Annotated in this window: 14 protein-coding genes; 5 read left to right on the forward strand and 9 right to left on the reverse strand. The window is 54.4% G+C overall.

Going from position 1 to position 12,727, the window contains the following annotated elements:
• Window positions 1–47 precede the first annotated feature (47 nt).
• Entirely contained in the window at window positions 48–1,460 is a 1,413-nt protein-coding gene (locus BLV81_RS14365; RefSeq protein ID WP_092357423.1) for a parallel beta-helix domain-containing protein, read from the reverse strand.
• Between the two features lie 159 nt (window positions 1,461–1,619).
• On the opposite strand from BLV81_RS14365, the gene BLV81_RS14370 reads away from it, so the two are divergent.
• The gene (locus BLV81_RS14370; RefSeq protein WP_092357425.1) at window positions 1,620–2,516 is read left to right on the forward strand and encodes a LysR family transcriptional regulator; all 897 of its coding nucleotides are present in this window, start codon (window positions 1,620–1,622) and stop codon (window positions 2,514–2,516) included.
• A gap of 239 nt (window positions 2,517–2,755) precedes the next feature.
• On the opposite strand, the gene BLV81_RS14375 is transcribed toward BLV81_RS14370, so the two are convergent.
• The gene (locus BLV81_RS14375) at window positions 2,756–3,427 is read right to left on the reverse strand and encodes a helix-turn-helix transcriptional regulator (RefSeq protein WP_092357427.1); all 672 of its coding nucleotides are present in this window, start codon (window positions 3,425–3,427) and stop codon (window positions 2,756–2,758) included.
• A gap of 140 nt (window positions 3,428–3,567) precedes the next feature.
• Between BLV81_RS14375 and BLV81_RS14380 the strand changes: the two genes are divergently transcribed.
• The 4 genes from BLV81_RS14380 to BLV81_RS14395 all read left to right on the forward strand — a co-directional run bounded on the left by BLV81_RS14380 (window position 3,568) and on the right by BLV81_RS14395 (window position 5,544).
• Window positions 3,568–4,092 (forward strand): DUF4142 domain-containing protein, encoded by a 525-nt coding sequence (locus tag BLV81_RS14380; RefSeq protein WP_092357429.1) that lies wholly within the window; start codon window positions 3,568–3,570, stop codon window positions 4,090–4,092.
• Between the two features lie 3 nt (window positions 4,093–4,095).
• On the forward strand, window positions 4,096–4,464 hold the full coding sequence (locus BLV81_RS14385; RefSeq protein ID WP_092357431.1) for a cupredoxin domain-containing protein: 369 nt from the start codon (window positions 4,096–4,098) through the stop codon (window positions 4,462–4,464).
• Between the two features lie 196 nt (window positions 4,465–4,660).
• Complete coding sequence (locus tag BLV81_RS14390; RefSeq protein ID WP_092357433.1) at window positions 4,661–5,080, forward strand: hypothetical protein; 420 nt, start codon at window positions 4,661–4,663, stop codon at window positions 5,078–5,080.
• 197 nt (window positions 5,081–5,277) lie between these two features.
• Window positions 5,278–5,544, forward strand: coding sequence for a DUF1488 family protein (locus tag BLV81_RS14395; protein WP_092357435.1), 267 nt, complete (start codon window positions 5,278–5,280; stop codon window positions 5,542–5,544).
• A 483-nt stretch (window positions 5,545–6,027) separates the two neighbouring features.
• On the opposite strand, the gene BLV81_RS14400 is transcribed toward BLV81_RS14395, so the two are convergent.
• The 7 genes from BLV81_RS14400 to msrA form a co-directional block, all read right to left on the reverse strand.
• A complete protein-coding gene (locus tag BLV81_RS14400; protein ID WP_092357437.1) occupies window positions 6,028–6,231 on the reverse strand; it encodes a cold-shock protein in 204 nt (67 codons plus the stop codon).
• A gap of 259 nt (window positions 6,232–6,490) precedes the next feature.
• Complete coding sequence (gene otsA, locus BLV81_RS14405) at window positions 6,491–7,867, reverse strand: alpha,alpha-trehalose-phosphate synthase (UDP-forming) (protein ID WP_092357439.1); 1,377 nt, start codon at window positions 7,865–7,867, stop codon at window positions 6,491–6,493.
• Window positions 7,868–7,937: 70 nt separating this feature from the next.
• On the reverse strand, window positions 7,938–9,782 hold the full coding sequence (locus BLV81_RS14410) for a glycoside hydrolase family 15 protein (RefSeq protein WP_092357441.1): 1,845 nt from the start codon (window positions 9,780–9,782) through the stop codon (window positions 7,938–7,940).
• A 51-nt stretch (window positions 9,783–9,833) separates the two neighbouring features.
• The gene (gene otsB, locus BLV81_RS14415) at window positions 9,834–10,574 is read right to left on the reverse strand and encodes a trehalose-phosphatase (protein ID WP_092357443.1); all 741 of its coding nucleotides are present in this window, start codon (window positions 10,572–10,574) and stop codon (window positions 9,834–9,836) included.
• A 139-nt stretch (window positions 10,575–10,713) separates the two neighbouring features.
• Window positions 10,714–11,037 (reverse strand): hypothetical protein, encoded by a 324-nt coding sequence (locus tag BLV81_RS14420; RefSeq protein WP_092357445.1) that lies wholly within the window; start codon window positions 11,035–11,037, stop codon window positions 10,714–10,716.
• A gap of 120 nt (window positions 11,038–11,157) precedes the next feature.
• A complete protein-coding gene (pssA, locus tag BLV81_RS14425; protein ID WP_092357447.1) occupies window positions 11,158–11,775 on the reverse strand; it encodes a CDP-diacylglycerol--serine O-phosphatidyltransferase in 618 nt (205 codons plus the stop codon).
• 104 nt (window positions 11,776–11,879) lie between these two features.
• Complete coding sequence (msrA, locus tag BLV81_RS14430) at window positions 11,880–12,632, reverse strand: peptide-methionine (S)-S-oxide reductase MsrA (RefSeq protein ID WP_369823884.1); 753 nt, start codon at window positions 12,630–12,632, stop codon at window positions 11,880–11,882.
• Between the last annotated feature and the right edge of the window lie 95 nt (window positions 12,633–12,727).

Genomic DNA, 12,727 nt, shown 5'->3' on the forward strand with positions numbered 1-12,727 from the left:
CTGAATTTGGTCCATGCCAAAATGCGTCCTTATCTTGGCGCGCAGATTCAAAAAACCGGCATGTCAGGAATTGCAGGCAAACTGAGAGTGCAATTCATACGAGCAGGGAAAGGAAAGTTTGGCCCTTGTGCGCTGCCGGCCAACAATCCCAAAAGATTCAGATCCATGCTTTCATAAGACAGCAAGCCATCTAAAAATGGCGTGTCAAGGGTGTTGCCTTTGACGCAGATCGCGAACTCGGGCTTGAGTACGCCGCCGCTGCCATCGCTCGCAGTACCGCTGCCGATGGCCGGATCGGTGTCGACGATGCCATCCCAAATGCCGTATGCCAGTTGTTCAGGTTGAGAAAATAATTTTAGTTGCGCAAACAAACCGTCCACCACTGGTTTGAGCTGCTTTGGATCGGCAAAAGCGCCGCCTGGCGCATAGCCCGATTTGGAAATCGTGTTGTCGTGCGCGTACACGCTATGCACATAAGGTTGGTACTTGGGGTCGTTATAGGCAATGCCGGTCGCCTGGAAACTGACGGCCAGAATGCTGGTGGTTTTGTGATCTTCGATGTTGTTGTTAAGGATTTCGGTGTTGTCGGCAGCCAATACCATCACCGCGGTCCCTGGCGGCACGGCGGTCACGTAGCCGGTGGCATTCTCGGCGACCGGAGTATTGTTGCTATGAATATGGTTGTTTCTTACCTTTGTATTCGCCCCTTTCTTGATGACATAGGAGGTGCCGGGCAAGGAAAATACCAGGATGCCGCCGGTATTGTCATGGATGTCATTGTCTTCGACGATGGCATTGTCAGAGTTCTCGATTTCGATGCCGGCCACATTCAGATAGGCTTCGTTTTTTTGCACGCGGATATTCTCAGACTGTCCTACATATACACCGGCATCGCGGGTGCCGACGATCTTGCTATTTTTGACGACCACGCCTTTGCAATTGACCGGATATAGACCATAGGCCATTTGCGAAGTTTTGACGGGGTCATTGGTCCATTCCGCGCGCAGGCCATCCATCGTCACTTTCGATGAGGCTGAAACGAACACGCCATTACCGACCGCATCTTCCACCGCAAAATTTTTAAGCGTGATGCCGGCCACGTTAAAGGCTTGGAAGCCATTTTTTGAAGAAGCTCCGGCAAAAGATAATATGGTGTCTTTGGACGGATCATTACCGCTGCCTTGTCCGGTAATCGTGATGGCGTCGGTATTCATGGTCAGCGGACCGTCAAACATGAATTTTCCCGGGGGCAGAATGATAGTGCTGCCAGGTTTGACTTGATAGAGGATGTTGCTCATATCGCTGTCATTCATTTGAGAGGCAGTCACTTTGACGGTGCTGCTCGCGTTGTCGGGCGTTGTCGAGGTGTTGCTGTTATTGAGCCCGCCGTCACTGCAGGCTGCGAGGGCGGTAGCTATCGCTGCTGTTACGAGGCGCGAGCGAAACTGAAATTGCATCATCAAGAATCTCCTTTTTTTTTAACGAAGGCATTGCTTGTGCCATTGTTTTTTTGCTTTGTCGTTATTAAAGCCTTGATTTCCAGCAATATCCAATGCATTCTTCAAGGCCATGCCATGCATTGTTTGCATCGGGATTGAAATCAGAAAAAAAATAGAGACATGGAACCCAGAAAATTACAACATATGCTGGCCTTGGCGGCAGAGGGTAGTTTTGCCCGCGCTGCCGAACGTTCTCATCTATCCCAATCGGCGTTTTCACGCAGTATTCAGACGCTCGAAAAAGAGTTGGATTTGGTGTTGTTTGAGCGAACGCCGAAGGCTGTTCTGCTGACCAGTGCCGGCCGGGTAGTGGCGCGTCATGCGCAGAATTTGCTATCTGAGACGCGCGCGTTCATGCGTGATGTGGATTTGCTGAAGGGAGGGGAATACGGCGAGATTTCGTTTGGGCTGAGCTCTTTTCCATCAGGGATCTTGTTGCCATCGCTCTTGACTCAGTTTATGGAAACGCACCCGAAGATAAGTGTCCGTACATATGTGGCCGGTGCCGATCAGCTATTGCGGCAGTTGCAAGCAGAACAGATTGATTTTTTTGTGGCAGATGTGCGCGGCTTGCGGCAACAGGCGGATTTTACGACTCGCTGGTTAGACAAAGAGGATGCGGGATTCTTCGTGCGCCCTGATCATCCTCTATGCGCAGGTGTAACAACGACGGTGAGCGCGCTATTGCAGTATCACTTGGCGTTGCCAAGCATACCTACGATGCTGGAAGAGCGGGCCTGGAATAAATTGGGGTTGAAGGCGCGTGAATACGTGAAGTTAATCTGTGACGATGTCACTATTCTTAAACGTATAACTCAAAACAGCAATGCCTGCCTTTTTTCCACAAATTTTGTATTGCGCGAAGAATTGGAGTGCGGCCAATTACGTGCTTTGCATGTAGAGGATTTGCCAGCGATGAATGTGCATTTTGGGATAGTCAGGATGCGAGCGCGCAGCATTGCCCTGGTGTCGAATTTATTGGAGCAGATGATCGTCGATAAGATGATGTCGCTTTGATTTTTTAATGTCATAGCTTGGTAGCATCATTCACAGAGCGATTCGGATTTTGCTCGTATCTTTGCCCCCCCAAAAAATCTCTGCTCATGTGGCGCTGCTGGCGACAAGCTTCATCCCAATCGTCTCGGCTATATGAAAATAGGCATGGCGGTCGATCTGGATATTCTTCTGTCGCGCTGAGGGAATCGAAGCCGGAAAGTAGTTGGGCGAAGGGATCGGGGCTACTTCTCATGAAGTGCTTATTTAGTGAGGCCTGCCGAAATTGACTCTGGCGCGTCTGTATCGAACCTGAAGCGGCAAACATCGGCGCCTTTCGCCATGCATGCTTCATGCACGACTTTGCTGTCGGTAAATGTGGAGAGCAAGGCAAGATCAAACCGACACACTTGAGGATGTTTGCTTGCCAGATCATGGAACACGCAATTGTCGGCTTCGATAACCGGAATGCCTTTTATATTGGCTGGGGCGTTGGGGTTGACCCTGTAACCAAGCTGTTCCATGAGTACAGCCAGACTCTGCACCTTGGCGGGCAAACTTTCTTCTGGTGTGCCGTTAGCGCGCAATTGTTTCGCCACTTTCTCGCCCATGGCGGCGAGGCGTTCGCCGACGCCTTCTTGGCCGGCTTCCTGTTCCAGCATGGCCATCAGTAATTGTGCAAACCAGGAATACTGACGCGGGAAAGAGCTGCTTCCTTTGTCGGTCAATACATATAGCTGTTCCGGACGTCCCCCGGATGGCCGGGTAATGCTTTTCGTCACAAGCGTGTTGGCTTCTAACGTGGCTAGGTGTTGTCTGACCGCTGTACGTGTTATGCCCAGAGCCTTGGAGAAGTTGTCAACCGTCAGCCCAGTTTTGTTTTTGATGAGCAGCTCAAGAAACTCCCTGTGCCGCACTCCTATCATGTCAGTCATTTGCATTCCTCAACTCGCATCTGGCGAAGCCAGTCCTTATTATGACAGGTCTACTTAAAACATAAAAGGCTTTACAAAGTGTTTTAACATGATTATTCTGAATTTTTAACCAGATAATGAGGCTCAAAATGAACACAGCAATGAACCGGACAATAAGCGCCTTGATCGCTGGCATGTTGACGTTGGGAACTACGGCAGCAATGGCGCAGTCAGCGGCGCCGAGCGATGCGCAGATTGCCGGAATCGTGGTCGCGGCCAATACAGTGGATATCAATGCCGGCATGGTGGCCAAATCGAAATCGCATAACAAGGAAGTAAAAGAATTTGCGCAACGCATGGTTACCGACCATTCCGGCGTCAACAAACAGGCCACGGCTTTAGTTACCAAGCTGCATGTCGCACCAGAGGAGAGCGCAACCAGCACTAGCCTCAAAGAAGGCGGCGTGGCGAACCTGAAGCACCTCCACTCGCTTAAGGGCAAAGCATTCGACAAGGCCTATGTCGACAACGAAGTGATCTATCATCAAGCAGTGCTGGATGCGATTGACAAGACTCTTCTGCCCAGCGCCCAGAACGCCGAGTTGAAAGACCTGATCACGAAAGTCCGGCCTGCAATCGATGCTCATTTGCAGCACGCCAAAGAAATTCAAGCATCGATGAAATAGAGCATGAACATGCCTGCCTTCTCAAGCTGCGCCGGTTGGCGGCGTCAACGGACCGCTTCAGCGCTGCTGCTGTTTTGCGCATTTGCCGGTGCGGCGGCGGGGGCAGATGCGGGTGCTCCGCCAGTGAGCCACGCGATCATTATCGAGGGTATGAAATACTCGCCTGAGGCGATCGAAGTCAATGCGGGCGACACTATTGCATGGACCAACAACGATGCCTTTCCTCATACGGTTACTGCGGAAAACCATCGCTTCGACTCGAAGGAAATTGGTTCCGGCCGCTCGTGGAAATTCAAGGCGACGGTGAAAGGCGTATTCCCATACGCCTGTTCTTTTCATCCGGCGATGAAAGGGACGCTGGTGGTGAAATGACGAGTGCCGCAAAATCCCGATAGCAAATCGAAATTCTCGCTGGCCTAGTAATCGGTTAACGGGATCGTTTTCACCCTCAATGCCGACGCATACAGTGAATTTACCTGAGAGAAAGGGAAAATACGCACAAAGCTCGGCAGCGCACAGACGGCAGCTGCCGTTTTCGGTAGATTCAAATTTTGGTTTGGAGATTATCATGCCAAATTACCGAAATCTCATTAATTCAGCAGCTACGTATTTCCATCGCAATGCGGCTCGGCAGTTGCTGCTGGCGCTGTTCCTATCAGGCGCCACGTGGGCCGCCATGGCCGCCGCCAACCCACAAGATGCGAACGCACGCTATCAGGCAGAACGGGCGGCATGCATCAGCGGACAGTCGAACCAGCCGCGCGCGACTTGCCTGAGGGAGGCTGGAGCGGCTTTGCAAGAGGCGAGAAGAGGGCGCCTCCAGGACGATTCGGCGGCAGATAGTCAAAATGCCTTGTTAAGATGCAATGCCTTGCCTCCCGATGACAAGGATGCGTGCCAGCGTCGGATAAATGGCGAAGGTACGACTAGCGGTAGCGTACTTGAGGGCGGCTTGTTGCGTGAACTGACTGTGCCGGATCGAAAATAAACTAAATGCGTCCAACGCGGAAATTTCCACGCATTAGTCAATATTCGTGCATCCCGATTTGAACTTGCTGAATAGGCGCGTTGTCTTAATCTCTCAACCCCGTCACGCACCTGATGACGTTCATGACATTGACGTTTTTGTGCTTGGTGCCGCGACGGGAATTGTGATTTTGCCACCTATTTTCAGGAGAGAAGAAAATGCGAATTTCCTTTCTCGGCGCGATAACTCACGATCCAAAGTCAGACAGCGTCATCATTCCAGTTGTCATTGATAATAAGCTGACAAAATGCAATGTCACAAAAGAATGTCTGGATAATAAATTCTATGCAGGGCCGCAACCGGAAGACCGGCTTGCCACCTATCGCGGTCACAAGATCGAAATCCAGTTGGCGCTTGCCCACAAGCTCAGGGCAAGCGGGCGCCGCAACGGCGTAACGCTGTTGGCTGCCGATTTTAAGGACTAGATTTTTTCAAGAGCCGGGGCCGGCTCTCGCCATTCCCAGTAATATTGAAACCAGCCGACCTCGTTCATCGAGGTCGGCTGTTTTTTTTATTGCGTTCGTAATAATTACATTCCAAATTCGGTAGTTGCAGATAAGTGCGAGGGGCAAAGTCGTACGCATCGAACCGATTGTAGAGAAGTAATAGGTGGGGACGCAGTACGGTAGGGAAGTATTTGAAGGAAGCGCACTGTGGCGGGCAAGTGCCGTGCATTACAAATTTGCTGGAAAAATTTATCGGCAAATATCGCGGCAATGGAAGTATGTCGCGGCGCTCAGTCTTGCTTGCCGCATGCAATGCCTGGAGCCATCTGTTTGATCCACATGTGGACGGAATCAGCGAGAGGGATCCAGCCTTGTCCTGGCAAATCTTTCGACGCCAGTTTTTTTATTCGTCAGCTACAGAAAAGCTTCCGAGGTTTCCTGTTTGTAATCCGGAATCGATTTTCAGGGATTTTGAATGTTGGATGCCTGTTTCCCTTTTGGACCGTCTGTCACATCGAATTTCACTTTTTGGCCTTCTTTGAGAGTCTTGAAGCCATCCATCTGGATTGCGGAAAAGTGAGCGAACAAATCTTCACCACCATCGTCCGGTGTAATGAAACCGAAGCCTTTGGAGTCGTTGAACCACTTAACAGTACCTGTTGCCATAATAATCTTTCAAATGTGTTAGCTGCGAGCCTAGATGAGTAACGTCGAGAAATTGCTTCTGTACGTTAACTAACATGGTGCCGCGGGCCGGGCGGAAACAAGCTTCGGTGCTGTCGTCGCATTTTTGCCCTCGACATCAATGAGTATCCTCCAAAATTTCCGGTTTAGCCAAGAAAGTTGTCGAAATAAATATGGGCGCCAGGCTTTTTGATGTCGATTAGATAAGCGTCGCAAAGCATGGGCTGCATTTGCTGTCGGTTCAGCGAACATTTTTCAGCGCTTGCAAAAACTGTCCGCACCACCAGTGGACATCGTATTTGCGAACATTGGCCAATAGCGCGGCATGACGCGTCTGGCGTTCGGCCAGCGGCATCTGCAGCGCGCGCTGGATGGCCTGGGCGGTGCCGGGAATATCGTAGGGATTGACCAGCAGCGCTTCTTTCAATTGTTCTGCCGCGCCGGCGAATCGGGACAGCACCAGCACCCCCGGATCGGCTTCATCCTGTGCGGCGATGAACTCCTTGGCTACCAGGTTCATGCCGTCGCGCAGCGGCGTAACCAGCGCCACGTCGCAAGCCCGGTATAAGCCGGGCAGGCGTCGCCGGACGACGGCTCGGTGGATATAGCGTATCGGCATCCAGTCGAGATCGCCGTAGTGGCCGTTGATCGCGCCGCACAGGCTTTCCAGTTCATGCTGGATGTCGGTATAGGCATCGACATCTTCGCGGCTCGGCGCCGCTATCTGCAGCAAGGTTGCGCTATGCCGGTTTTCCGGATAGGCGTTGAGCAGTTCGCCGAATGCGCGGATCCGTTGTGGCAGTCCTTTCGAGTAGTCGAGACGATCAACGCCGATCAGCAAGCGCCGTCGCGAATATTCGCTGCATGTGGTCTCATACGTTTCCTGCGCCTCGCGCGCGCGTCCCATACGGAGAAAGTCATTGACGTCGATCCCGATCGGAAATGCGCCGGCCTGGACCGTGCTGTTGAAGGCGCGGAACTGGCCGACGCCGACAGTTTCCGCGGTAGCTTCGGCTTTCACGTAATTGGAAAAATTCAGCAAGTCGGCTTCACTTTGGAAGCCTATCAAATCATAGGCAAACAGCGCGCGCATCAGCCATTCATGCGATGGAATCGCCGCCAGGATTTGCTGCGGCGGCAGCGGGATATGCAAGAAGAAACCGATGCGGTTATCGCAGCCCATGGCGCGCAGTTCCGCCGCCAGCGGGATCAGGTGGTAGTCGTGAATCCAGATCAGATCGTCCGGCTTCAACAGCGGCATCAGCTTGCGTGCAAACAGATGATTGACGCGCCGATAGCCGGCCAGATAGCCGGACTCCAGCTGGGCCAGATCCAGCCGGTAATGGAATATCGGCCACAACACGCCATTGGCATAGCCACGGTAATAGGCGTCGTGATCTTCCTGGCACAAATCGATTTCCGCCAGGGTCACCGGCCCGGCTTGATGCACACGCAGTTCTCCTTCGCCGGGCGTGCCATCCTTGAGCACAGCGCCACTCCAGCCGAACCAGAGACCGCCGGTTTTCTTCAGGGTTTCGCCCAACGCCACCGCCAGACCTCCTGCTGCCGGTTTGCGTGGATCGGCAAGCCGGTTGGATACTACTACCAGGCGCGACATAGGCAGATTCCTTTCTTGTTCTTGATGTGGGTAGTGCGAAGCCGGCGACGCTGATGCTGAGTAAAGGCGTTCAGATGGCAGTCTCCCACGCCGCCGACAAGCGCATGGCGCAGTTGATGATGCCGACCATGGAATAAGTCTGCGGGAAGTTACCCCACATTTCGCCGGTGACAGGATGGGTATCCTCCGACAGCAGGCCCACATGATTGCGGGTGGCCAGCATGCTCTCGAAAATCTCGCGCGCCTGTTCTTTGCGGCCGATGCGCGCCAACGCATCGATGCGCCAGAAAGTACAGATATTGAATGCCGTTTCCGGCCGGCCGAAATCGTCGGGTGCTTCGTAGCGCCGCATATAGGGGCCGTCGCATAGATATTTTTCCAGGGCGTCAACGGTGGCGATAAAGCGTTTATCGGTAGGCGCGACCAGGCCCACTTCCACCATCAGCAGCACGCTGGCGTCGAGATCGCGGCCGCCGAAACTTTCGGCATAAGTCTGCCGCTCTTCGTTCCAGGCTTCGGCCAGGATGCGTTTTCCTATGATTTCAGCGCGTTCCTGCCAACAGGCGGCGCGCTCCTGGAGTTCGAGTTTGGCGGCGATCTTGGCCAGGCGGTCGCAGGCGGCCCAGCTCATCAATGCCGATGAGGTGTGGATGCGCGAACGGGTGCGCAATTCCCACATGCCGGCGTCCGCTTGATCGTAGAGCGCAAAGGCGCGTTCGCCGCATGCCTCCAGATGCAGGAATTGTTCGACGCCGGAACGATTCAGCAGCCGTTCATCATGAAACGATTGCGCCGCACCGAGCACGATATTGCCATAGACATCATGCTGGAAATGTTCGTAAGCCTGATTGCCGACACGCACCGGCGCATGATGCCGATATCCGGGCAGGTGATCGATGGTTATTTCCGGTAACGATTGTTCCAGGCCTATGCCATACAAAGGCTGCACATGACCGCCGGCGCTCCTGACCACCACATTGCCTAGCCAGCGCAGATAGTCTTCCATGGTGCCGAGCTCAGACAGGCTGTTGAGCGCCCGCACCACGAAAAATGCGTCGCGCAGCCAGCAGTAGCGATAGTCCCAATTGCGCGCGCTGCCAGGCGCTTCCGGCACGCTGGTGGTCATGGCGGCGACGATCGCGCCGGTGTCCTCATACAAGGACAGCTTCAGGGTAATTGCGGCACGAATCACAGCGGATTGCCATTCCAGCGGCGTGGCCAACGCGCGGCTCCAGCCGCGCCAGTATGTCAGGGTTTCCTGTTCGAAACTTCTGGCGGTGTCGCCGACGCCATTGAGCAGGGTTTCATCCGGCCCCAGTATGAAATTGTATGGCCGGCTGATGACAAATGCGGTTTCCGCCAGCAGATAGCTGATGGGGGCATCGGTATTCAGGCGCAGGGTCTGTTCCGATCCGACAAAGCGCAAGTGATTGCTGCCGCGTGTGATTGCCGGTATTTCGCGTCCCCAGTCGAAACTCGGGCGCAATAAAACGCGCAGCCGTGGCGCGCCGCTCAGTGCTTGCAGGCGGCGCACCACGGTCAAGGGGCGGAAGTAGCGGCCGCGGCTAGGAAAGCGCGGGGCGAAGTCGGTAATTTCCACGCTTTGCCCCAGGGTGTCAAACAGGCGGGTATGCAGCACCGCGGTATTCGGTTCATACCACTGCTCGCTATGTGAGAAATTCTCCAGCTCGAAACTCCACAGGCTGCCGTTTTCAGTGGGGTCGAGCAGGGCGTTAAAGACAGGATCGCCATCAAAGCGAGGCAAGCAGCACCAGACCATGCGTCCCAGTTTATCTATCAGGGCGTTGAGGGAGCAATTGCCGATGACGGCGAGGTCGAGGGAGGACGTGGATGGGATTGCGGCGCTGTCGATCTCTGCTGCAGCGCCCAAGGTTTCGGTGGGTGGCTTGGTCATGATTTCCTTCGCGTTCAGTGTATTGCGGTTGCCCTAATGCGGATGCCCCGGTTACCCGAGTTGCCCCGATACGTGCGCCAGCATCCTGCGCACTGCCGCCGGGCTGGCGATACGTGCATGTGCAAGACTTGGACCTGCACCTACTTTGATGCCGAGGCCGCCTGCCGGCTGCGACTGGACCCAGGCGAAGCCGGCTTCATCGGTGATGTCGTCGCCGATAAATACCGGGCGGCGGCCGGCAAACGGCGCTTCATTCATGAATGCCGCAATGGCCCGGCCTTTGTCGGCATCGGCCGCTTTGGCTTCGACCACCATGCTGCCGCGCAATAACGTAAATCCTTGCTCGTGGGCCATGGCTTGGGTCATTGCTTGCACGCAAATCTGCTCCAGATGCGGAGCGCGCCTGTAATGCAATGCCAGTGCGCCGCGTTTAGCCTCCAGCAGCAAGCCGGCATGCTGCGTTGCCAGCGGTTGCAGATAAGCCAGCAAACGTTTTATGTCCGGCACCGGCAGTTGCGCCACGCGCCCATCGCTACCGCGCCGCTCGGCGCCGTGGACGCCGGCCGCAGGCAAACGCAAGGGCGAGAGGAAATGATCGATCTGTTCTAGCGGACGGCCGCTGATGATGGCCAGCGCGCCGTTTGCAGCTTGTTGCAGTCGTTGCAAAGTTGTTATCAAGCCTGGCGGCAGCACCACGCTTTCCGGCAGCGGGGCAAAATCGACCAGCGTATTGTCAAAATCCAGAAACAACGCATCGGCTGCAAAGTCGTAGTCACGATTTTGTAGAGGCATGTCATGTATGGCGGATTAATGGCGGATTAGTTCCCGTGATAAAAATTAATGATATCAATTTATCATTGGAATGAAACTGAAAGTTAGCTGGAGATTGGCCGCAAGCGGCACGGCGGCGCGGCTGATGCCTCGCCGCCGGTCAGCGCATTTGTTTCTTCATCGCTTCCGATTCCATCGCGGCATTGCGTTCCTCGCTGGCTTCGATGGGGTCGATGATATCTTCGATAGCTGCGGCAGCCCGTTCGGCTACGGCTTTGGTCTGATCCAGGCTAGCGCCGAACTCATCTTCCTCATCGTCTTCGCTCGGCGGCTCCAGCATGTCTTTCAGCATGGCGCTCAGCTCTGGCGTGTCCCACGGCTCGCCATGGCGTTTTTTCACGGTGATGTAGTGCCTGATTTCCGCGTCTTGCTCCGGGGTCAACGGCAGTCCTCGGAAACTGCTCTTGGGATCGATGTCGGTCATGATGTAACTCCCCCCATTTACGCCAGCTTTTAGTGTAGACCTATTGCGTCCGCTAGTGGAGATCTTGGGAAGTTTTATGACAGGGAAACCGACCCCGTGAAACTACCTGGGTCTTATGTCTTATAGTTTCGGGATCCGGATCCGGCTCACCATCAACGCGCCTGAAGCGGCAAACATCAACACCAGGGGGTGAAACTGAAAGCCAGCGACGTATATCACGCCTAGCCACAGTTGCTCGCCCAAAGCGTCGTGCCAGGCGGCGGCAGCCAGCACCATGACCAATAGCAATGAGGTGGGAATCGGCGTGCCCTCGAAGTATCTTACCTTGTCGCCGCCTTCGGAAAGTTTTTCAGAGGTGACGTTATAACGCGCCAGGCGCGATACGCCGCAAGCGACAAAAAATACCAGGATGATGCGATCCACCAGCCCTTGCATGCCGCAGCCATAGGCGATCACCGCGGGCGCGACGCCAAACGAAATGATGTCGGCCAGTGAATCCAGCTCGCGCCCCATGGCCGAGCTTTGAGCGCGCCAACGCGCAATGCGGCCATCGAGTATGTCGAACACCAGCGCTGCCGGAATCAAGCCGCATGCGATGAAGATGTGCAGCACTTCGCGTGTCTGCAGATAAGTCATCACTGAAAACAAGGCGCCCACGCCGCAAAACGCATTGCTGAGCGTGAACCAGTCGGCGAGGTGAAATTCGCGAATCATCGAAAAAGGCTTAGGTTTGGTCATTAATTGAATCCGGATGCGATAAGAGAAATGGGCGGGCGATCAAGATGACAGCCCACACCGAATTTATCACATGCGATGCACCAATCTAAAGCCGAAAGTTCGTTCTAGCGCGACGCGACCTTGGTAAGTACCGGTTGGGCACCATACAGGTTCGGGAATAAGCGCTTGAGCTCATCGATCTTGGGCAAGTCGTTGACGACGATATAAGGGTAGCCGGGATTGCGTGTCAGGAAATTCTGGTGGTAGGCCTCGGCAGGATAAAAGCCGTGGAAGGTTTCTATACGCGTCGCCAGCGGTTTGCTGAACACTTTGCTTTTATCGATTTGCCCGACGTACGCCAGTGCGATCTTGCGCTGCATGTCGTTGGCGGGAAAGATTGCCGATCGATATTGCGTGCCGGAATCCGGTCCCTGGCGATTCAGCTCGGTAGGATCATGGGCAACCGAGAAAAATATCTGGAGCAGCTTGCCATACGTAATTTGCGTCGGATCGTAAGTGATTTGCACTGATTCCGCATGTCCGGTATCGCCCTCGCTGACCCGGTTATATTGTGCTGTATCGCGGCTGCCGCCTGCGTAACCCGAGACTACATCGGTGACTCCGCGCACATGCTGGAAAACGCCTTGCACGCCCCAGAAACAGCCGCCTGCGAAAACGGCGGTTGCCGAATGCTCCGCGCCCGATGCCTGTTCGTCGCTGGCGGGCGGGGGTACGATTTTCGCCGCTTCCGACGACAATGCGAGATTTTGTCCAAGCAGCAGGGCCAGCCCGAGTCCGCATGCCGTCAGCAATCCCTTGATATAAGGCAGTGCAGATGCTTGCCTGGTTTTTGTTGATAAGTTATCCATGATATCCATCCTCTTCGATAGCTAAGTTTTTGCGGAGCTGGTGATTAGTCGGCAAAGTCTGGATTTCCTTACGAGGGATGCATCCCATATCAGCAGATTTCCAA

It is taken from the genome of Collimonas sp. OK242, assembly GCF_900107095.1.
Taxonomy (GTDB): domain Bacteria; phylum Pseudomonadota; class Gammaproteobacteria; order Burkholderiales; family Burkholderiaceae_D; genus Collimonas.

What these genes read in the sequence shown, in the direction of transcription:
- BLV81_RS14365 (WP_092357423.1), bottom strand. Translation starts at nt 1,460, where the DNA reads ATGATGCAATTTCAGTTTCGCTCGCGCCTCGTAACAGCAGCGATAGCT.
- BLV81_RS14370 (WP_092357425.1), top strand. Translation starts at nt 1,620, where the DNA reads ATGGAACCCAGAAAATTACAACATATGCTGGCCTTGGCGGCAGAGGGT.
- BLV81_RS14375 (WP_092357427.1), bottom strand. Translation starts at nt 3,427, where the DNA reads ATGACTGACATGATAGGAGTGCGGCACAGGGAGTTTCTTGAGCTGCTC.
- BLV81_RS14380 (WP_092357429.1), top strand. Translation starts at nt 3,568, where the DNA reads ATGAACCGGACAATAAGCGCCTTGATCGCTGGCATGTTGACGTTGGGA.
- BLV81_RS14385 (WP_092357431.1), top strand. Translation starts at nt 4,096, where the DNA reads ATGAACATGCCTGCCTTCTCAAGCTGCGCCGGTTGGCGGCGTCAACGG.
- BLV81_RS14390 (WP_092357433.1), top strand. Translation starts at nt 4,661, where the DNA reads ATGCCAAATTACCGAAATCTCATTAATTCAGCAGCTACGTATTTCCAT.
- BLV81_RS14395 (WP_092357435.1), top strand. Translation starts at nt 5,278, where the DNA reads ATGCGAATTTCCTTTCTCGGCGCGATAACTCACGATCCAAAGTCAGAC.
- BLV81_RS14400 (WP_092357437.1), bottom strand. Translation starts at nt 6,231, where the DNA reads ATGGCAACAGGTACTGTTAAGTGGTTCAACGACTCCAAAGGCTTCGGT.
- otsA (WP_092357439.1), bottom strand. Translation starts at nt 7,867, where the DNA reads ATGTCGCGCCTGGTAGTAGTATCCAACCGGCTTGCCGATCCACGCAAA.
- BLV81_RS14410 (WP_092357441.1), bottom strand. Translation starts at nt 9,782, where the DNA reads ATGACCAAGCCACCCACCGAAACCTTGGGCGCTGCAGCAGAGATCGAC.
- otsB (WP_092357443.1), bottom strand. Translation starts at nt 10,574, where the DNA reads ATGCCTCTACAAAATCGTGACTACGACTTTGCAGCCGATGCGTTGTTT.
- BLV81_RS14420 (WP_092357445.1), bottom strand. Translation starts at nt 11,037, where the DNA reads ATGACCGACATCGATCCCAAGAGCAGTTTCCGAGGACTGCCGTTGACC.
- pssA (WP_092357447.1), bottom strand. Translation starts at nt 11,775, where the DNA reads ATGACCAAACCTAAGCCTTTTTCGATGATTCGCGAATTTCACCTCGCC.
- msrA (WP_369823884.1), bottom strand. Translation starts at nt 12,632, where the DNA reads ATGGATATCATGGATAACTTATCAACAAAAACCAGGCAAGCATCTGCA.